A 19,462-nucleotide genomic window follows, 5' to 3' on the forward strand; every position below is an offset into this window, starting at 1 on the left:
TCTCTTCGACGACCCGGTTGACGCGGCGCCCACCGACCCGGACGATTCCGCGGGCGGGGGATCATGGTGCGTCAGCATGTGGTCATGGAGCCCGCTCCAGGGCGGTCCGGTCGAGTGGAACAGGGAACGGGATGAAGGTCGGGTTCGGGTGGAAGCTGCACGGGGACGGGCGGGCGCCGCGGCCGGGGGCGGTGGTGCGGCCGGACGAGCGGCTGTCGTGGGGGCGGACGGTCGGGCTCGGGGCGCAGCACGTGGTGGCGATGTTCGGGGCGACGTTCGTCGCGCCGGTGTTGATGGGGTTGGACCCGAACCTCGCGGTGATGGTGTCGGGTGTGGCGACGGTGTTCTTCCTGCTGGTGACGCAGGGGCGGATTCCGTCGTACCTGGGCTCCAGCCTGTCGTTCGTGGGCGTGGCGGCGGTGATCAAGGCCCAGGGCGGGGACGCGTCGACGCTGACGGGTGCGCTGCTGGTGGTGGGCGCGGTGCTGGCGGCGTGCGGGGCGGTGGTGCAGGGGTTCGGGGCGCGGGTGATCCACGCGGTGCTGCCGCCGGTGGTGACGGGCGCGGTGGTGATGCTGATCGGGTTCAACCTGGCGCCGGTGGCGGCGGGGACGTACTGGCCGCAGGACCAGTGGACGGCGCTGCTGACGATGGCGTTCACGGCGCTGGCGCTGGTGGTGCTGCGCGGGTTCTGGTCACGGATCGCGATCTTCCTGGGGCTGGTGTTCGGGTACGCGGCGTCCTGGCTGTTCGACCGCGTCTTCGGAAGGATCGACTCGCCGGTGGGCGGCGGGGCGGCGACGGAGCACTGGCGCCTCGACCTGTCGGGCGTCGGCAAGGCGGACTGGATCGGCCTGCCGTCGCTGCACGCGCCGAGCTTCTCGACCTCGGCGGTGCTGGTGGCGCTGCCGGTGGTGGTGGCGCTGATCGCGGAGAACGCCGGGCACGTGAAGGCCGTCTCGGAGATGACGGGTGACCCGCTGGACGACCGGATGGGCACCGCGATCATGGCGGACGGCGCGGCGACGGTGCTCTCCACGGCGGTGGGCGGTCCGGCGACGACCACGTACGCGGAGAACATCGGCGTGATGGCGGCGACCCGGGTGTACTCGACGGCGGCGTACTGGTGCGCGGCCGGCTTCGCGATCCTGTTCGGCCTGTGCCCGAAGTTCGGCGCGGTGATCGCGGCGGTCCCGGGCGGGGTGCTGGGCGGCATCACGGTGGTGCTGTACGGCATGATCGGCCTGCTGGGCGCGCAGATCTGGATCCACAACAAGGTGGACCTGACCAACCCGCTGAACCTGGTGCCGGTCGCGGCGGGCGTGATCGTCGGCATCGGCAACGTGACGCTGAAGTTCACCGACGACTTCGAGTTGAGCGGCATCGCGCTGGGCACCCTGATCACGCTGCTCGGCTACCACGGCCTGCGCGCCCTGGCCCCCGCCCACCTGAAGCACCCGCAGCCCGGGGACGGCCCGCTGCTGGACGAGGGCACCAGCGCGTACGACGACGAGCGGCGGGAGTGAGGCCGGCTCGGTCCGCCGCCCCGTCGAGGTAGTCCTCGTACGCCGCGACCTCGTGCCGGACGATGTCCAACGAGCGGTGCGGCTCGGCGAGTCGGTCCAGGACGCGCTGCTCGTGGGCGCGCAGGACGGTGCGCAGCCGCAGCCGCTCCACGTCGCCCTCGGTGTAGCGGCGCCGCCCGCGCTGCGGCGGACGCCCGACGCCGAGAGCCCGCCCGTCGGCCGGTTCAGCCACCGGCCGGCAGGCGGCCCTGCAGGGTGCGGGACAACTCGGCGATGCAGTCAGCGAGTTGGCGGTCGGAGAGCTGGGCCGGGTCGCCGCCGCAGCCGACGGGTGCTGTGGAGGGCTGCGGCGCGGGCGTCGCCGCCGGATCGGGCTGCGGCTGCGGTTGCGGCTGGGCGCCGGGCGGGATGACGGCGCCCTTGAGGGAGACCAGGTTGGGGGTGACGGTGGCGTCGCCCGAGAGGTCGATGTAGTCCTGGGTCTGCCCGTTGAAGTCGACGAAGCCGCGCCACATGTCCCGGCCGAACGGGATGATCTCCTGGAGCGCGCCGCCCTCGCCCACGCTGATGGTGATCGAGGTCTGCTGGGCCATGTACGAGACCATCCGGCTGGCCAGCACGTCCAGGTTGACCGACGGGGCGTCGTCGGCCCGGACGTACACGTGCAGGTCGTTGAGGCCGTCGCCGACCCGGTCGGCCTGGAGGACCGCGAAGGCGACCACCAGTTGCGAGGAGCTGTCCCGGGGCACCAGCGGCGTCACGTAGTACAGGTGGCCGTCGGCCTTCGAGCGGAGCAGGAACTCGCCGGGGTTGGTGGCGTTCGCGGCGGCCGAGGTGTGGTCGTAGCCGAAGCCGCGGTCGTCCTTGGCGCCGCGCCCGCCGAGCCACTGCACCTCGTGGATCTGCGAGCGGACCACCGAGGCCGGGTAGACCGCGCCGGGCAGGTCGCCGGGGGCCGCGGTGGGCCGGTGGGCGAGGTCGGGGCGACCGTCGGCGGAGCCCTTGAGCACCAGGACGCCGGCCGGGGCGAGCACCGTGCGCTGCTTCCAACCGGTCTGCCTGGCCACCGAGATGACGACCACGGGCCGGGCGGTGCGGACGTCCGGGCCGTCGCAGTAGCCCCAGATGTCCTGGTCGCTGTAGACCAGGTCGGGGAAGCGCTCGGCGAGCAGGTTGCGCAGGCTGACCGCGCCCGTCCCGCCGAAGGCCCGGTCGAAGGCGTGGTCGCCGCCGAAGGCGCAGGAGGTGACGGAGTTGGAGCCGCCGTCCCAGACCGCGACGCCCTCCATCGGCTGCTCGCCGGAGCCGTCCAGCACGGCCGTCCACACCCCGGCCGCCGGCCGGCCGCTGCTGCCGTCACCCGCAGCGCCGTCGCCGGCGGCGGCGCCGGGCAGGTAGTGCAGGCTGTGGTTCAGCAGGTGGACGCCGGAGGTCAGGCCCGCGCTGTCGGTGAGCGCCTTGGTGGCGGCGGCGTAGGACGCGGTGCGGGCCTCGAAGTCGAAGTCCGGCATCGGGGCGGTCTTGACGCAGGCCGGGACGTCCGAGGTGCCGACCAGGTCGCAGCGCGTACCGTCGCCGGGACGGCTGTGCTCGGTGACCGGGAGCACCGAGCGCGGGGTGGCCGCGCCGCCCGCCGGTACGTCCAGGACGGTGGAGCGGGCGTAGAACCGGCCCGCGTCCTTGTCGTCGTCCCACAGGCCGGTGCCCGCGCGCACCAGCGAGCCGAGCACCGCCAGCACCACCGCGGCCGTCGCCAGCCGGACCCACCAGTCGCGCAGGCCCGCCCCGGACTCCTCGACCACGTACCCGAGCGCCACCCCGGTGCCGCCCAGGCCGATCGCGAGCCAGAACCAGAACAGCGGCGCGGCGTCCAGCGGGCCGCCGCGCGGGAAGAACAGGCGCTCGACCAGCAGCAGGTAGCTCTGGTCCTGCTGGCCGAAGCCGCCGAACAGGAAGTGCTTGACCACCCGGGTCAGCACCGCCAGCAGCGGCATCCACAGCCACCAGACGGCCACCAAGACCAGGGCGCTCCGCGCCGCGTGGCGGCCCCGTGCACTCGTCATCCCGCTCCCCCGTTCCCGACCCGCTCCACGGCGCGGGCCCCCCTGGTCCATCGTTCCCGCCCCGCCCGCCCGGCAAGCCTGCGGAGCGGGCGGACGACCGGACTGAGCGCCGCCGTGAACCCCGGTCCTCGGCCGTTGCCGGACACGCTGGCGTGACGGCCCGTCAGGCGGCCCCGGCGGCCTCCCGCAGGGTGCGGGAGAGCGTGCCGCGCAGGTGGGCGAACTCGGGGGTGCCGCGCAGCGCGGCGGGGTCGGTGGCGCTGTCGCGGGGCAGGTCGACGGGCAGGTCGGCGACCACCCGGCCGGGGTCGGCGGCCATCACCAGGACCCGGGAGCCGAGCAGCACCGCCTCGTCCACCGAGTGCGTGACGAACAGCACGGCGGTGCCGGTCCGGGCGGTGAGGGTGCGCAGTTCCTCCTGGAGGCGTTCGCGGGTGAGCGCGTCCAGGGCGGCGAACGGCTCGTCGAGCAGCAGCAGCCGGGGCCGGCCGGCCAGTGCCCGGGCGATGGCGACCCGTTGCTGCTGGCCGCCGGACAGCTCCCAGGTGCGCCGCCCGGCGTAGCCGGACAGGCCGACCAGGTCGAGCAACTCGGCCGTGCGGGCGGCCCGTTCGGCCCGGGGCAGACCGTGCCGGGCGAGCGCGAAGGCCAGGTTGCCGCCGACGGTGCGCCACGGGAACAGCCGCGGCTGCTGGAACACCAGCCCGGTGCCGTGCCCGGGCCGGGGCGGCGCGCCGTGCACCAGCGCGCCGCCCTCGACGGCCGGTTCGAACCCGGCGACCACCCGCAGCAGGGTGGTCTTGCCGCAGCCGGACGGGCCGACCAGGACGACGAACTCCCCCTCCGCGACGGTCAACGAGACGTCGTGGACGGCGGTCACCTCACGCCCGGCCCGCCGCCGGCCCCGCGTGCCGCCGTACCGGACCGTGATCCGGTCCAACGCGACTGCGGGGGGCGTGCGTTCGGCCGCCTCGGCCACCTCGCCCACCTCGGCCGCCCCGGCCGCCCCGGTCGGCGGTCCGGGCGCCTCAGCCGGTGACACGGGCCAGCTCCTCCACGGCCAGTGCCTTGGCGAACACCGAGGCGTCGGGCACCGCGTCGATCTTCTGCTGGCCCTTCAGGAACACCGCGGCGTCGTGCAGGTTGTCGGCGAGCCTGCCGGGCGCGCCGGGCTTGCCCAGGTAGTCGGGGCCGGCCTGTTCGGCGGCGGTGAGCAGGACGAGCTGCTTGAGCTGGGCGAGCGCGTCGGCGGGGCTGAGGTTGAGCTCCTTGGCGATCGAGGCGGCGGCCTGCTCGGGGTCGCTCTTGGCGAGCGTGACGGCCTGGTCCTCGGCCTTGAGCCAGGCGGTGACGATCTCGGGGTGGGCCTGGGCGAAGGCGTTCGTGACCACGCCGAGGTCGGCGGTGCGCTTGCCCTGGTCGGCGAGCTGGCGGCTGGTCACCAGCACCTTGCCGTCCTTCTCCAGCTCGGTGAGGGTGGGCGTCCAGGTGTAGGCGGCGTCGATGTCGCCGCGCTTCCAGGCGGCCAGCGCGTCCTGCGGCTGGAGGTCGATGACGTTCACCTTCGCCGGGTCGACGCCGGCCGCCTGGAGGGCGGCCAGCAGCGAGTAGTGCGAGGTGGAGCCGAACGGGGTGGCGACCTTCTTGCCGACCAGCTGCTCCACCGAGGTGATGCCGCCGCGGGCGACCAGCGCCTCGTTCTCGCCGATCAGGTCGTGCACCCAGAGCACCTTGTACGGGATGTTCAGCGGCGCGGCCAGGCCCTTGGTGACGGGGCTGGAGCCGGCCAGTCCGAAGTCGACCGAGCCGGCCAGGACGGCGGTGTTGACGTCGCCGCCGGAGTCGAACTTCACCCACTTGACGTCGGCGTCGGGCAGCGCCTGCTCCAGCAGCCGCCTGTCCTTCACCACCAGGTCGGCGTTGGGTATCTCCTGGTAGGCGATCCGGACGGTGGTTCTGCCCTTGCCGTCGGCGCTGCCGGATCCGGAGCTGGAGCAGGCGGTGGCGGCGGCGGTCAGCAGCACGGCCGCCGCGGCGGCGGTGGCGGCGCGCAGGACGGTACGGCGGTTCTCGGACATGGCGAACTCCCTTGGGATAAAAAAGGATTGACGGACGGTCAGGCGAGTCCGCGCCAGGGCACGGCGAGCCGTTCGACGGCCTTGAGCAGGCCGTCCAGGACGATGCCGGACAGGCCGATGGTGATGATTCCGGCGAGCACGACGGCGGTCTGGTTGTAGCGCTGGGCGTCGCGGATCATGCCGCCGATGCCGGGCACCCCGTTGATGGTCTCGGCGGCCACCACCGAGGTGTACGCGACGCCGACGGCGATCCGCACCCCGGTGAGGATCTCGGGCAGCGCGGCGGGCAGCACCACCCCGCCCAGCAGCGACCAGCGGCCCGCGCCGAGCGCCCGGGCGGCCTCCAGCAGGTCGCCGGGCACCCCGCGCACGGCGGCCGCGGTGGCGGCGGCGACCGGCGGCAGCGCGGCGATCAGCAGCAGCCAGACCTTGGGCGACTCGTCGATGCCGAACCAGATCACCAGCAGGCTCAGGTAGGCCAGCGGCGGCAGGGTGCGCAGGAAGGTGACGGCGGGCTCCAGCACCACCGCGACCGGGCGCAGGGTGCCGATCGCCAGGCCGAGCGCGGTGCCGAACAGGACCGCCCAGCCGGTGCCCTGGGCGATCCGGCGCAGGCTGGCGGCGAGGTGCTCGCCCAGCAGGTGGCCGCTGTAGCCGCGGACGCCGTCGTGGACGGTGGAGGCGAGCACGAACTGGTGCCACACCTCGCCCGGCGAGGGCACCAACGCCCTCGGCCACACCTGGAGTTGGACGACGAGCTGCCAGCCGGCCAGCAGCGCGGCGAGCGCCAGGGCGCGCAGCGCCGTCCAGCGCAGCGCCTCGGCCGCCCGGCCCCGGGAGGCCCCGGCCCACGCGCCCGCCGCACCCGGCGTTCCCGTCACGCCCGCCGTACCGGCCTTCGTACCGGCCTTCGTACCGGCCTTCGTGGCGGTCGTCGTACCGGTCGTCGTCCCGGTCCCCGTCGCCGCGCTCATGCCGCGTCCCGTTCGGCCAGCAGGGCGCGCACCCGGGGCACGACCTCCTCGCCGACCCGGTACGCCTCCTCCAGGTGCGGGTAGCCGGAGAGGATGAACTCGTCGACGCCCAGGGCCCGGTACTCGGCGAGGCGGGCGGCGACCTCGTCGTGCGAGCCGACCAGGGCGGTGCCGGCGCCCTCCCGGACCAGGCCGATGCCGGCCCACAGGTTGGGGGCGACCAGCAGGTCGCGGGCGGCGGCGGTGCCGCCGCCGTGCAGGGCCGCCATCCGGGCCTGGCCGGTGGAGTCCATCGCGGCGAACCGGGCCTGGCTGGCCCGGACGGCCGCCGGGTCGATGCCGGACAGGATCCGGTCGGCCTCGGCCCACGCCTGCTCGGCGGTGTCGCGGCTGATCACGTGCAGCCGCAGCCCGTACCGCAGGGTGCGCCCCTGCTCGGCGGCGATCGCGCGCAGCCGGGTGATCCGCTCGGCGATCGCCGCCGGCGGTTCGCCCCACAGCAGTTGGACGTCGGCGCGGCGGGCGGCGACCTGCTCGGCGGCGGGCGAGGCGCCGCCGAAGTACAGCGGGACGGGGTGCTCGACGGCGGGGTCGACGAGTTGGGCGTCGGCGAGTTGCAGGTGCTCGCCCCGGCGGTCGACGCGCTTGCCGTCCAGCAGGTCGCGCAGCGCGGCCATCACCTCGTCGGTACGGGCGTAGCGCTCGTCGTGGGCCAGGTGGTCGCCGTAGGCGCGCTGTTCGGCGGGGTCGCCGCCGGTCACCACGTTCAGCCGGAGCCGGCCGCCGGCCAGGCGGCGGAAGGAGTCGGCCTGCTGGGCGAGCAGGGTGGGGCTGGCGAAACCGGCTCGGAAGGCGACCAGGAAGCCGATCCGGCGGGTGTGCTGGGTGAGCGCGGTGGCCAGGACCCACGGGTCGACGCAGCCGAGGCCGACCGGCGCGAGCAGCGCGGTGAACCCGGCCTGCTCGGCGGCCCGGGCGACCTGCGCCAGGTAGTCGACGTCGGCGGGCCGGCGGGTCGCGGCACCGGTGCGGCCCTGCACGGCGGTGACGCCGCCGGGGTCGCGGCCGTCGCCGCCGGTGGGCAGGAACCAGTGGAACACGGGGGTTCGGTCGGGCACGGGGGTCCTCTTCTCCGGGGGCGGCCGAGGCGGCGGGCGGGACAGCGGGCGGGGCTCGCACACGGGCGTACCGGACTGACCGGGCGTACCGGGTCGTACGGTCGGCAGGGTGCGGGCGCGGCGACGGCACCCTCCGCACCCGCTGCGGACGCGGGGGTGCGGACGCGGGGGCTACGGACGCGCAGGTGCGGCGGGGTACCGGCGAAGCCGGGGGCGTGCGGCGCTCAGGCGCGGCGACAGGCAGCGGAACACACCCGGAGAAGGTCGATGTGACCCCGGGTGGTGAGGAATACGCGCTGCGACATGCGCCGGAAGCTACCACGTTCCGGCCGGTCGGGGGTCGAAAACGTCCACATCGCGGTCACTGCGTCCACGATCCGGACGGTTCGCCGAAGCGGTCGGCGCCACGGGTCTTTTCGGCCAACCCCGGTGACGTCCGATCAGTTATTCGACGGACCGCGCCTACTGGAAACAAACCTTTCGTTCAACCACTTGACCGCGCCCGGTACGCCGCTATCGTCTCCCCCAGCAGTCGGTCTAGACCTATGACCGTCTCCGGCCTGTCGCAACGGTCGTACGGAGGAACCCCGTTCGTGTCCGCCCCACCGCGCCACGACGGGGACCGACGTACCTGGACGGTCCAGGACGGACCTGAACCCCCCACCTCAGGAAGGCACCCCCCATGCAGACCAAGAGAAAGGTGACCGCCGTCGTCGGCGCGCTGGTCGCCCCCCTGCTCGGCATGACCATGAGCGCGGGCACCGCCAGCGCCCACGGCTGGATCACCAACCCGGCGAGCCGCCAGGACCAGTGCGCCAACAACGTGGTCAGCTGCGGCCAGATCAAGTACGAGCCGCAGAGCGTCGAGGGCCCGAAGGGTCTGTTCACCTGTTCCGGCGGTCACTCCGAGTACGCCGAGCTGGACAACGACAACCTGGGCTGGAAGGTCACCAACGTGTCCTCCGTCCAGACCTTCACCTGGCACTTCACCGCCCGGCACTCCACCGCGAACTGGCAGTACTACATCGGCAACAAGCTGATCGCCACGTTCCCCGGCAACAACGCCCAGCCGCCGGCCGACCTCAGCCAGACCGTGAACTTCGGCAGCTACACCGGCCGCCAGAAGGTCCTCGCGGTGTGGAACATCTCGGACACCGCGAACGCGTTCTACTCCTGCATCGACGTCAACATCGGCGGCACGGGCGGGACGACGGGCGGCACCACCGGGGGCACCACGGGCGGCACGACCGGCGGGACCACCGGCGGGACGACGGGCGGCACCACCGGCGGCACCACGGGCGGGACCACCGGCGGCACCGGCAGCTGCACGACCGCCGCCTGGAACGCGACCGCGGCGTACAGCGCCGGCCAGACCGTCTCCTACGGCGGCCACAACTGGCGCGCCAAGTGGTGGACCCAGGGCGAGCAGCCCGGCACCACCGGCCAGTGGGGCGTCTGGGACGACCTCGGCGCCTGCTGACGAGCCACCCGGCACCCCGCGACACCGCTGACCGACCGACGGCCCCCTGTGGGGGAGGGCCGCCCGACCCGGCCCGGCACCAGGCCCCCGACCCGCACCCGGGTCGGGGGCCCACGCGCTCCCGAGCCCCCCGCCCCGGCTGCTGCCCGCGACGTGCACCGGGCATCCCCGTCCGCCCGACCGTCCGCCCCGGATCGCCGACGCCCCGCCTTCCCACCTCGACCCGCGCAGCAACACGCCCACCGGCCGTCGGCCCTCCCACCAGGCACCCCGGCCGACCGTCCGCCCCGGCCGCGACCGCCATCCCCCGAATCGTCGCCACGCCCTCCGCGGTCCTCGCGCCCCCGGCTTCCCGCCGCAGCACACCCACCGCCCGGCTCAGCCTCCGGCCCGACGCGCCGCGCCTCACGCCCCCGGCTCCCGGCCCGCCCGGCTGCCGCCCTGACGGCACGCGTGCGGCGTCGGCGGCGCGGCCCACGCCGAACAGGAGCCGGGGGCAGCGGAGTTGGTGATCGTCCCGCTGTCCTGGTCGCTGTACCGGCAGGAGGGCGGCATCCGGCTCTCCCCCGGTTCGGCGGCGGCCCGGCTGCTCGGCGCGGAGCCGGCCGGCCACCGCCCGCTACCACTGTGGCTACACGCCCGCCCCCGGCTGCCTGGACGCGCTGCGCGCGCACGACACGCGCTCCACCGGGCACGACGTGGACGGCGAGGTCCGGATCGCCGAACTGCCCGGCCACCCGTCCCACCTGGCCACCCTGTTCCAGCCGGAGCTGGCCCCGGAGCACGAGGGCCCGCACCCGTTCGTCCGCGCCTTCGCCCGGGCCCCGGCCGGAACGGCGGCAGCCCGGACCACCGCCCCGGCCCAGATCCCGGGCCCGGCCCAGATCCCGGACCCGGCCCCGGCCCGCCCCTCCCGGTAGGGCCGGGGCGGGGACCGGCCGCCCCCGTCAGCCCCGCAGCCGGGCCAGCAGCGCACCCCACCAGCCGCGCCGCTGCGGGGGCACCACCGGCGGTGCGGGCGGCAGCGGCGGCGCGACGGCCACCGGGACGGGCGCCGTCCGCGCCGGGGTGGTGGCGGGCGTCCGCGGGCCGGGCACGGACGGCCCGAACGCCGTCGCCGAACTCGACGGGTACGGCGCGGACGGCGCGGTCGGCGCGGTCTCCGGATACCGCGAGGTCGACGGGTACGACGGGTTCGAGGGGACGGCCCCGGCGGCCGGTGCCGCCGCCTGCGGCTGGAGCGCGGCGCGCGGGGTGAAGCGGGCCGGCAGCTCGGTCAGGTGCCGGGACATCCAGTTGCCCCGCCAGACCAACTGGTCCTCTTCCACCGAGAGTTGGAGGTCGGGCAGCCGGGTGAGCAGGATGTCGATGCCGGACTCGGCGATCGCCCGCCCGATCTCCTGCCCGGGGCACTCGTGCGGACCGCTGCCGAACGCCAGGTGCGAGCGGTTGCCGAACAGCGGGGTGTCCAGGTCGGGCCGGACCGCCGGGTCGGCGTTGCCCGCCGCGACGCCGAGCAGCAGCATGTCGCCGGCCTTGATGGCCTGCCCGCCGAGTTCGGTGTCACCGGTCGCCCAGCGGCCGGGCACCAGCATGAACGGCGGTGAGTCCCAGAGCACTTGGTCGAGCGCGTCCGGCAGGGTCATCTGGCCGCCCGACAGGTGGGCGCGGAAGCGGCTGTCGGTGAGGACCATCTTCAGCGTCTCGGAGATCAGGTTGATGGTGGTCTCGTTGGCGGCCAGCAGCACCGAGCGCAGGTGCTCCAGCACCTCGTCCTCGCTCAGCCCGGACGGGTGCTCGATCAGCCAGGTGATCAGGTCCTGGCCGGGCTCGTCGCGCTTGCGCTCCACGGTGCGGCGCAGCGACTCGACCACGTACTCGTTGCTGGCGACGGACGTCTCGGTGCCCTTGACCAGGTCGCGGGCGGCCTCGACCAGCCGCGGGCCGTACTCCTCGGGCATGCCGAGGAGCTGGGTCATCACCAGCATCGGCAGGTGCTCGGCGAACTGGGAGACCAGGTCGACCCGGCCGCTGTCGCCGAACTCGGCGATCAGCTGGTCGGAGAACCGGGTGACGTAGCGCCGCATGCCGCGCCGGTCGAAGCGGTTCAGGCCGTCGGTGACGGCGACCCGCAGCCGGCGGTGCTCCTCGCCGTCGACGAAGGAGCAGGTCGGCTGCCAGGCGATCACCGGCAGCACCGGGGAGTCGGGGGCGACCCGGCCCTCCCGGAACTCGGTCCAGCGCCGGGAGTCCCGGGAGAACCGGGACGGGGTGCGCATCGCGGTCAGGTTCGCCGAGTAGCCCAGCACCAGCCAGGCCGGCAGGTCGCCGTGCAGCAGGACGGGTGCGACCTCGCCGTGCTCGGCGCGCAGCTTCTCGTAGAAACCGGCCGGGTCGGCCTCGGCCTCGGGGCCGAACAGCCGCAGCAGTCCACCGCCCGGCGGCCCCCCGGCGGCGCGGTGGGCGGGACAGCCGGGCGGCGGGACGGGCGCGCCCTGGTACGCGTGCTCTTCGTACGTCACGGGATGACTCCGGGGAGAGGAGGAGGAGTTGACGGGCCGCGGGCGGCCGGTGGGGCGGCGGGCGGGACGGCGGGACGTCAGCCGACCGGCTGGGCCGAGGGCGTCGCGGCCGGGACGGACCCGCCGGACGCACCGGACGCAGCGGACCCGCCGGACCCGCCCGGCTGGGCGGCGAGGTCGTACAGGTAGCGCATCAGGGCCATCAGCACGTCCCGGCTGGACTCCCGGGAGCGGGCGTCGCAGTGGACGATCGGCACGTGGTGCGGCAGGTCGAGCGCGGCGCGCAGTTCGTCGACGGGGTAACGGGGCGACTCCGGGAAGCCGTTGAGCGCGACCACGAACGGCACCCCGCGGTCCTCCAGCCGGCCCAGGACGTCGAAGGAGACCTCCAGCCGGCGGGTGTCGACCAGCACGACCGCGCCCAGCGCGCCCTCGAACAGGCCGTTCCAGAGGAACCAGAAGCGCTCCTGGCCGGGCGTGCCGAAGACGTACAGCACCAGTTCGTCGCTGATGGTGATCCGGCCGAAGTCCATCGCCACGGTGGTGGAGTCCTTGCGCTCCACCCCGGCCAGGTCGTCGATGCCGACGCCCGCCTCGGTCATGGTCTCCTCGGTGGTCAGCGGGCGGATCTCGCTGACCGCGCCGACCAGGGTGGTCTTGCCGACCCCGAAGCCGCCGACGATGACGACCTTGACGGCGGTGGCCACGGTCGCCGGGAGCAGCTCGGCCTCGCGCGGCCCGCGCGGCTCAGAGCCGTTGAAGTCCATGGATCACTGCCTCCAGCAGGGAAAGGTCGGGAAGGGCGGCCGGGGGGACGGGGGCGCGGACCTCGATCCGGCGCTCGGCGAGCAGGTCCGCCAGCAGGACGGTGACCAGGCTGTTCGGCAGCCGCAGGTAGGCGGAGATCTCGGCGACCGAGAGCGGGGAGCCGCAGATCCGCAGGATCGCGGCGTGCTCGGGCTGCATGGTGGGCTCGGGCCGGGCGCGGGCGACGACCAGCGTGACCAGGTCGAACCCGGCGGTGGCGGACTTGCGGTCGCGCCCCCCGCTGATCACGTAGAGCCGCTCCGGGTTGGCGTCCGCCCAGTCCTGGTTGCTCATCCCCGCACCTCGGTGTGGCCGACGGCCGGTCGGCGCGTCGGCGGTGTTCCGGTGGTTCCGGCCGTCCCGGTGGTTCCGGCCGTCCCGGCGGCTGCGACTGCCGCCGCCGTCGCCGCCGCTGCCGCGTCGGACCCGGCGGGCGGTGCGCCCGCCCGGCCCGGCCGTGACCCGGCCCGACGGAGCGCCCGCCGTCCGGCCCGTGGCCCGACGGGGCGCCCGGCCCCTGGCCCGACCCGTCGGCCGGTCGGGTCGGCGGCGCGACTCACGCGATCTGCTCGCTGCCGCGGACGGGTGTGGTCAGGTGCTCGCCGATCCGGGCGACCAGGTCGCGCATCCGCTGGCCGACCAGGCCCGCGTCCACGCCCTCGTCCGCGAGGACCGCCAGGTAGGCCCGGGAGCCGGCCGCCATCAGGTAGAAGAAGCCGCCGCCGACCTCGATCACCACCAGCCGCATCCGCCCGTCGCCGTGCGGGAACTCGTGGCCGACCGCGTTGGCCAGGCTCTGGAGTCCGGCGCAGGCGGCGGCCAGCCGGTCCGCGGTGTCGGGGTCGGTGCCGTGCTGGGCCAGCCGCAGGCCGTCCGCGGACAGCACGATGACGTGCCGGATGCACGGGACGGTCTCCGCGAGGTCCTTGAGCATCCAGTCCATGTTGGTCCGTTGCTGAATCACTTGTCGCCTTTCCCTGCTGATTCGTCACTGGCGTGGCTGCCGCCGCCCGGCCCGGCGGCCGGCGCGGTGCCGTTGACGCCGTCGGTGAAGGCGGCCAGCCACAGGCCGGGTTGGACCGGCTCGGGGGCGGGTGCGGGTACGGGTGTCTGCGGCGCGGTCGCGGCCCGCACCGCGGGCGCCGGGGCCTGGGTCGGGGCAGGGGCCGGCGTCCGGGCCGGGGCCTGCTGCGCGGGGCGGGAAGCACCGAAGCGGGACGGTGCGGCGTGCCGGCGGCGCTGGGGCAGCCCGTTCGCGGTGCGCTCGAACACCTGGGGCACGTCGTCCTCGTACGGCTTGGACGCCGGTCCGGACGTCGGCCCGGACCCCGTCGCGGACGCCGGTCCGGACGCCGCCGCGGGCACGGCGCGCGGGAACGTGCCGCCGGAGGGGGCCGGGAACGTCCCCGGTGCGGAGGCCGGGAAGGCCCCGGTGGCGGCGAAGCCCCCGGCGGGGGTGTGCGTGGCGGCGGCGGGGTGCGGGCGGGGCGCGGTGTCCGCAAACTCGGCGCCGGGCACCGGCGGGTAGGGCTCGCCGTCGTACTGGCCGCCCGGCCCCTGGGGGGAGGGGAAGGCCAGCGGGGTGGTGGTGGCGATCCGGCCGATGCCGTGGGCGCGGCTGGGCGCGGGCGCGGTGGTGATGTACGCCTCGGGGACGATCAGCACGGCGCGCACGCCGCCGTACGCGGAGGGGCGCAGCGAGACCTGGAAGCCGTAGGCGCGGGCGAGTCGGCCGACCACGGCGAGGCCGAGCCGGGGGGCCTCGCCGAGGCCGTTGAGGTCGATGCCGGACTCGGCCTCGGCGAGCATCCGTTCGGCCCGGGCGCGGCCCTCCTCGCCGAGGCTGAGGCCGCCGTCCTCGATCTCGATGGCGATGCCGGTCTGCACCTCGACGGCGGTGAGGTGGACGTTGGTCTGCGGCGGCGAGTAGCGGGTGGCGTTGTCGAGGAGTTCGGCGAGCGCGTGGATCAGCGGTTCGACGGCGGGGCCGACCACGGCGACCTCGGAGACCGGGTGGAGTTCGACCCGGCGGAAGTCGAGGATGCGGGAGATACCGCCGCGCAGCACGCTGTACAGCGGGACGGGGTTGTTCCACTGGCGGCCGGGGCGGGCACCGCCGAGCACGGCGATGGAGTCGGCGAGGCGGCCGATCAGGGCGTTGCCGTGGTCGAGCAGCAGCAGGTCGTCGAAGACCGCGGGGTCGTCGCCGTGCCGGTCCTCCATCTTGCGCAGGTCGATGGCCTGGCGGTGGACGATGGCCTGGACCCGGCGGGCGATGTTGACGAAGGCGCGCTGCGCGGACTCGCGCATCGCCTCCTCGTTGTCGACGGCGTCCAGGACGGCGCGCAGCACGGCGTAGCGGAAGTCGTGGAACTCGTCGCCGGCGTTGGTGACGTGCTGCTGCTCGTAGGAGCGGAGCACGTCGGTGATGAACTCGCCGCCCTGCATCCGGGCGACGGCCTGCGGGAGTTCGTTCCTGGCGAGTTCGAGCATGCCGGCCTGCTGCCGGGCCAGGCGGTGCCGCTGCTCGGCGTCCTGCCGGGCGGCCTCCTCGCGGGCCAGCTCCAGTGCGCGGCCCCGGCGCACCGCTTCGTACCCCGCCACCGCCACGGCCGCGGCGCCCACCAGGCCGCACCAGATGATCCCCGAGGTCGCCGCGCCCGGGTTCGCCGCGGCGGCGAGGCCGACGGCCGCGCCGATCACCGCCGCGGGCAGCAGACAGACGAGCACGGCCGCGGGCAGCCGTCCTCCTGAAGACGATCCGTCTGGTGACGATCCGGCTCGAAGCATCAGCATCCTCATACGCTCGGAGGGGACAGGGGGGTGGGCGGGGCCGGGCGGTGCGGCGGGGCCCGGGCGCGAAGCAGCATAGCCGGTGCACGGAGGACCTGACGGTCCGTCAGGGCTCTTTTCCCCCAGGAGAGTTGCCCCTGCTAGAGGCTGTTCCCGGGGCCCGCCCGGGCGGTCCGGACCGTCCCGCGCCCGACTCATAGGCTTGTCGCACCATGCGGCCCCGGAGTAGCCCCACCCGCCGGATTCACCCGGACGAGCGGCAGTCCCGGCAAACCTTCGACCACGGCCGGTCGAAACTGCTAGGGCCGGTCCTCGAACTCCCGCCCGCCCCCGCGACAGGGGTTCGAGGGCCCGCCCCGGCCCGGCCCGGACGCCGCCGCGCACCCCGTTCACGGCTCCTCCGCAGTCCGGTGGGCCCCGGCTCGCCCCCGGATCACCGCCGGTTCACCCCGCCGGGTAGGGACCCCGGACGACCCGTCCGCGCCCACGACCGGAGGCCCCGATGCCCACCGACCCGTCCGCCCGGCCCGGCCGCCGCGCCCTGCTGCGCACCGGCCTCGCCACCGGTGCCGCGACCGCCGTCGGCCTGGCCGCCCCGGCCACCGCCTCCGCCGCCCCCACCACCGGTCCCTCCGCCTCCGGCCCCGGTCCCGCCCCCGCCGACCGGACCGTCACGCTGACCGGCCGACTCCCCACCGGCGCGCCCGACTTCGTCCACCTCCCGGTGGACGTCCCGCCCGGGGTGCGGGAGATCGCGGTGTCGTACCGCTACGACCGGCCCGCCGTCCCGGCCGGCACCCCGGGCAACTCCTGCGACATCGGCCTCTTCGACCAGCGCGGCACCGACCCGGGCGGCCGGGGCTTCCGCGGCTGGTCCGGCGGCTTCCGCGACTCGTTCAGCATCTCCGCGACCGCCGCCACCCCCGGCTACCTGCCCGGACCGATCGACCCGGGCACCTGGCACGTGGTGCTCGGCCCGTACCAGGTCGCCCCGCAGGGCCTGGCCTACACGGTCGAGGTCACCTTCCGGTTCGGCCGCCCGGGCCCGGCCTTCACCCCGCACTACCCGGCCGAACGGGCCCGCGGCCGCGGCCGGGCCTGGTACCGGGGCGACTGCCACCTGCACACCGTGCACTCGGACGGGCGCCGCCGGCCCGAGGAGGTCGCGGCCGGCGCCCGGGCCGCCGGGCTGGACTTCATCGTCTCCACCGACCACAACACCAGCTCCGCGCACGGCGTCTGGGGCCCGCTGGCCGGGGACGACCTGCTGATCGTCACCGGCGAGGAGGTCACCACCCGCAACGGCCACTGGCTGGCCCTCGGCCTGGAGCCCGGCCGCTTCGTCGACTGGCGCTACCGCTCCCGCGACGACCTGTTCCCCCGCTTCGCCCGCCAGGTCCGCCGCGACGGCGGCCTGGTCGTCCCCGCGCACCCCTACTGCCCGTACGTGGCCTGCCAGTGGAAGTTCGGCTACCGGGACGCCGACGCCGTCGAGGTCTGGAACGGCCCCTGGACGTACGACGACGAATCCGCCGTCGACACCTGGGACGCCGGCCTGGCCGCCGCCCTGCGCGAGGGCCGGGGCTGGCTGCCCGCGCTGGGCAACAGCGACGCCCACAGCGAGCCGCAGCCGATCGGCAGCCCGCACAACGTCGTCCTCGCCGAGGACCTGAGCCGCGCCGCGGTCCTCGACGGCCTGCGCGCCGGACGCAGCTGGATCGCCGAATCCGCCGCCGTGCAGCTGGAGTTCACCGCCACCGGCCACGGCCGCCAGGCCGGCATCGGCGAACGCCTGACCGTCCCCGCCGACGCCCCCGTCGACGTCCGCCTCACCGTCTCCGGCGTCCCCGGCGGGACCGCCCGCCTGCTCACCGACGAGGGCCAGCTCCACCAGGAGCCCCTCTCCCCCACCGGCCCCACCACCCTCACCTGGCGCACCACCGCCTCCCTCGCCGGCTACGTCCGCGCCGAGGTCCGCCACCCCAGGCCGGACGGCACCCCGGGCCAGGGCACCACCATGGGCCCCGCCCTCCCCTGGGGCCCGATGGCGGCCCTCACCAACCCGATCCTCCTCGCCACCACCCCCTGACCCGCTCCGCTCCTCGCGCCCCCGCTCAGGTCAGTTCCAGCACCTTCCGCCCGCAGCGCAGGAACACCCGGCGGGTGGCGGTCGGGCGGGCGAGGTCGTGGGTGCCGAGGACGACGAGCAGGCGCTCGTCCGCGTCGGTGCGGGTGAGCGGGACGGTGTGCTGCGCGCCGTCGGTGTGTTCGACGACCAGCCTGAGGCCGCCCGCCGCGGCGACCCGGCGGACCTGGTTGAGGCTGGGCAGTTCGCCGCTGACCTTGACCAGCAGGTCGCCGAGGGTGGCCGCGCCGTGCACGGCCGGGTCGACGGCGGGCAGCGGCCCCGCCCGGGAGTAGCGGCGCACCGCGTACCGCGCCCGGAACGCGTCCCGGGCGGCGATCGCGGCGTCCTCCCCGTGCACGGTGGCGGTGACGGCGGCGGCCAGCAGGGTCTTCGCCGCCACCGGGTGCCGGCGGCCGTCGCCGACCTGGGCGAGCAGCAGCTCGACCTCCTCGTCGAGGAGTTCGGTGAGTGCCCGGAGGTACCCGGGCAGCAGCCGGTCCGCGCAGGCCATCAGGCGGCCGAACATCTCCTCGGCGGGGAAGCCCAGGGCGACGTAGTTGTTCTTCGACTTGCTCATCTTGGCGCCGGTGCCGTCGGTGCCCTCGATCAGCCCGGTGGCCAGCACCACCTCGGGCCGCTGCCCGGCCGCCGCCATCACCCGGCGGCACATCTGCAGGTTGAGCAGCTGGTCGAGGCCGCCGAGCTCGACGTCGGCGGCCAGCTCCACCGAGTCCGTCGCCATCACCACGGAGTAGACGAGTTCGGCGAGGGTGAGCCCGCTGCCCTCGGCGAGCCGGGTGCGGAAGTCCTCGCGCTGGAGCGCGGCGGAGGCGGGCAGCCGGGCCAGTACCGCCAGGAAGCTCGGCAGTGTCATCGGCGCCAGCCACTCGCTGTTGAAGCGGAACTCGGCGCGGGAGAAGTCGAAGAACGGGCCGACCTGCTGCCGGTAGGTGGCCACGTTCCGCCGGACGTCCTCCTCGGTGAGCGGCGGGCGCTCGGCGCTGCGGCCGGACGGGTCGCCGATCCGGGCGGTGACGTCGCCGACCAGGAACACCACCCGGTGGCCCATCCGCTGCAACCGGCTGGCCAGGATCATCGGCACGGCGTGCCCGAGGTGCACCTCCGCGCCGGTCGGGTCGATGCCGAACTTCACCGTCAACGGCCTTCCCTCGCCCAGCAGTTAGGCCAGCGACCGGACGCCGGGCAGCACCTGCGCGGCGCGCGCCCCGAGCAGCTCGGCCTGCCGCCGCGGGCCGAGCCCCGACAGGTCGGCGCACCGGCGCCCGGCCAGCAGCCCGAGCAGCCGGCCCAGCTCCGGGCCCTCCCGCCACTCCCCCTCGTCCTCGATCAGTGCACGGATCCGTGCGGTGGTGCGGTCGAACGCGGTGGCGGTCATGGCCATCCTCTCGGGGGGTGCGTCGGCGTACGGCGGCACGGCAGGCACGCGGGCACAGCGGACACAGCGGCGCGGTGGACGCGGTGGACGCGGTGGGCACGGCCGGGCGGCACGGGACGACGGAGGCGGGGGGTTCGGAGGAGGCCGGTCGACAGCGCTGCCGGCCGGCCCGCGAAGGGGCGACCGCCCACGGCTCGCGGCAGGTGCCGACGCCCGGCCGCGCCCGGTCGGAGGCGCAGCAGGCACGGCGGGGCGGGCGCGTCAACGCGTCGGCGCGTCAGTACGTCAGCGCGTCAACGGGATCGTCCGAAGGCCGGGAGTCCCGGCCGCCCGGGGTGAGGAGGGCAGGCCGGAGGGCGGTGCGAGCCGCCACTAATATCGCTTCACCACGCGAACCTCCGGGGACAGGGAACGGCGGGAGCGCGAACCGCGCCCGGCACCGCCGTCGCCGCCCATGCTGCCGCATCTCCCCCGCCCCGCGCACCCGGTTTTTCCGCGTCCCGCGCGCCCGGTTCCCCCCGTCCCGCGCGCCGCGGTTTTCCACCCGCCCGCACCACGTGTGCGCCTTGGCAGCGGC

General features: G+C 75.3%; 16 protein-coding genes. 4 read left to right on the forward strand and 12 right to left on the reverse strand.

Annotated elements, in window-relative coordinates; all coding sequences use genetic code 11:
- The first annotated feature begins 131 nt into the window (after positions 1-131).
- On the forward strand, positions 132-1,526 hold the full coding sequence (locus tag ACIQVD_RS14790; protein WP_402289178.1) for a uracil-xanthine permease family protein: 1,395 nt from the start codon (positions 132-134) through the stop codon (positions 1,524-1,526).
- Positions 1,527-1,750: 224 nt separating this feature from the next.
- Here the strand turns inward: ACIQVD_RS14790 and ACIQVD_RS14795 are convergent, their stop codons facing one another.
- The 5 genes from ACIQVD_RS14795 to ACIQVD_RS14815 all read right to left on the reverse strand — a co-directional run bounded on the left by ACIQVD_RS14795 (position 1,751) and on the right by ACIQVD_RS14815 (position 7,759).
- Positions 1,751-3,589 (reverse strand): hypothetical protein, encoded by a 1,839-nt coding sequence (locus tag ACIQVD_RS14795; RefSeq protein WP_402289181.1) that lies wholly within the window; start codon positions 3,587-3,589, stop codon positions 1,751-1,753.
- A gap of 163 nt (positions 3,590-3,752) precedes the next feature.
- The gene (locus ACIQVD_RS14800) at positions 3,753-4,577 is read right to left on the reverse strand and encodes an ABC transporter ATP-binding protein (RefSeq protein ID WP_402289529.1); all 825 of its coding nucleotides are present in this window, start codon (positions 4,575-4,577) and stop codon (positions 3,753-3,755) included.
- Between the two features lie 40 nt (positions 4,578-4,617).
- Positions 4,618-5,667, reverse strand: a complete 1,050-nt coding sequence (locus tag ACIQVD_RS14805; protein ID WP_402289184.1) for an ABC transporter substrate-binding protein — start codon at positions 5,665-5,667, stop codon at positions 4,618-4,620.
- 38 nt (positions 5,668-5,705) lie between these two features.
- Complete coding sequence (locus tag ACIQVD_RS14810) at positions 5,706-6,641, reverse strand: ABC transporter permease (protein ID WP_402289187.1); 936 nt, start codon at positions 6,639-6,641, stop codon at positions 5,706-5,708.
- The gene (locus tag ACIQVD_RS14815) at positions 6,638-7,759 is read right to left on the reverse strand and encodes an LLM class flavin-dependent oxidoreductase (RefSeq protein WP_100835211.1); all 1,122 of its coding nucleotides are present in this window, start codon (positions 7,757-7,759) and stop codon (positions 6,638-6,640) included. Before ACIQVD_RS14815 ends, ACIQVD_RS14810 begins: the two co-directional genes overlap by 4 nt.
- Positions 7,760-8,441: 682 nt before the next feature.
- Between ACIQVD_RS14815 and ACIQVD_RS14820 the strand changes: the two genes are divergently transcribed.
- Together ACIQVD_RS14820 and ACIQVD_RS14825 are read left to right on the forward strand one after the other, a co-directional pair.
- Positions 8,442-9,239, forward strand: coding sequence for a lytic polysaccharide monooxygenase (locus ACIQVD_RS14820; protein ID WP_100835212.1), 798 nt, complete (start codon positions 8,442-8,444; stop codon positions 9,237-9,239).
- A gap of 698 nt (positions 9,240-9,937) precedes the next feature.
- Entirely contained in the window at positions 9,938-10,159 is a 222-nt protein-coding gene (locus ACIQVD_RS14825; RefSeq protein WP_402289191.1) for a hypothetical protein, read from the forward strand.
- Between the two features lie 27 nt (positions 10,160-10,186).
- On the opposite strand, the gene ACIQVD_RS14830 is transcribed toward ACIQVD_RS14825, so the two are convergent.
- From ACIQVD_RS14830 to ACIQVD_RS14850, 5 genes are all read right to left on the reverse strand, one after another.
- Complete coding sequence (locus tag ACIQVD_RS14830; protein ID WP_402289194.1) at positions 10,187-11,761, reverse strand: cytochrome P450; 1,575 nt, start codon at positions 11,759-11,761, stop codon at positions 10,187-10,189.
- A gap of 77 nt (positions 11,762-11,838) precedes the next feature.
- Positions 11,839-12,528, reverse strand: a complete 690-nt coding sequence (locus ACIQVD_RS14835) for a GTP-binding protein (protein WP_402289197.1) — start codon at positions 12,526-12,528, stop codon at positions 11,839-11,841.
- On the reverse strand, positions 12,509-12,862 hold the full coding sequence (locus ACIQVD_RS14840) for a DUF742 domain-containing protein (RefSeq protein WP_100835214.1): 354 nt from the start codon (positions 12,860-12,862) through the stop codon (positions 12,509-12,511). The genes ACIQVD_RS14835 and ACIQVD_RS14840 overlap by 20 nt, the downstream gene beginning before the upstream one ends.
- Before the next feature lie 262 nt (positions 12,863-13,124).
- Positions 13,125-13,532 (reverse strand): roadblock/LC7 domain-containing protein, encoded by a 408-nt coding sequence (locus ACIQVD_RS14845; RefSeq protein ID WP_030462807.1) that lies wholly within the window; start codon positions 13,530-13,532, stop codon positions 13,125-13,127.
- On the reverse strand, positions 13,529-15,298 hold the full coding sequence (locus tag ACIQVD_RS14850) for an ATP-binding protein (RefSeq protein ID WP_402289201.1): 1,770 nt from the start codon (positions 15,296-15,298) through the stop codon (positions 13,529-13,531). Before ACIQVD_RS14850 ends, ACIQVD_RS14845 begins: the two co-directional genes overlap by 4 nt.
- Before the next feature lie 565 nt (positions 15,299-15,863).
- Between ACIQVD_RS14850 and ACIQVD_RS14855 the strand changes: the two genes are divergently transcribed.
- Entirely contained in the window at positions 15,864-17,450 is a 1,587-nt protein-coding gene (locus ACIQVD_RS14855; protein ID WP_402289204.1) for a CehA/McbA family metallohydrolase, read from the forward strand.
- A gap of 25 nt (positions 17,451-17,475) precedes the next feature.
- On the opposite strand, the gene tyrS is transcribed toward ACIQVD_RS14855, so the two are convergent.
- Both tyrS and ACIQVD_RS14865 read right to left on the reverse strand, forming a co-directional pair.
- Positions 17,476-18,648, reverse strand: coding sequence for a tyrosine--tRNA ligase (gene tyrS / locus ACIQVD_RS14860; RefSeq protein ID WP_402289207.1), 1,173 nt, complete (start codon positions 18,646-18,648; stop codon positions 17,476-17,478).
- Positions 18,649-18,669: 21 nt separating this feature from the next.
- Complete coding sequence (locus ACIQVD_RS14865; RefSeq protein WP_402289210.1) at positions 18,670-18,885, reverse strand: hypothetical protein; 216 nt, start codon at positions 18,883-18,885, stop codon at positions 18,670-18,672.
- Positions 18,886-19,462 lie beyond the last annotated feature (577 nt).

The organism is Kitasatospora sp. NPDC090308, assembly GCF_044769485.1.
Taxonomy (GTDB): Bacteria; Actinomycetota; Actinomycetes; order Streptomycetales; family Streptomycetaceae; genus Kitasatospora; species Kitasatospora fiedleri.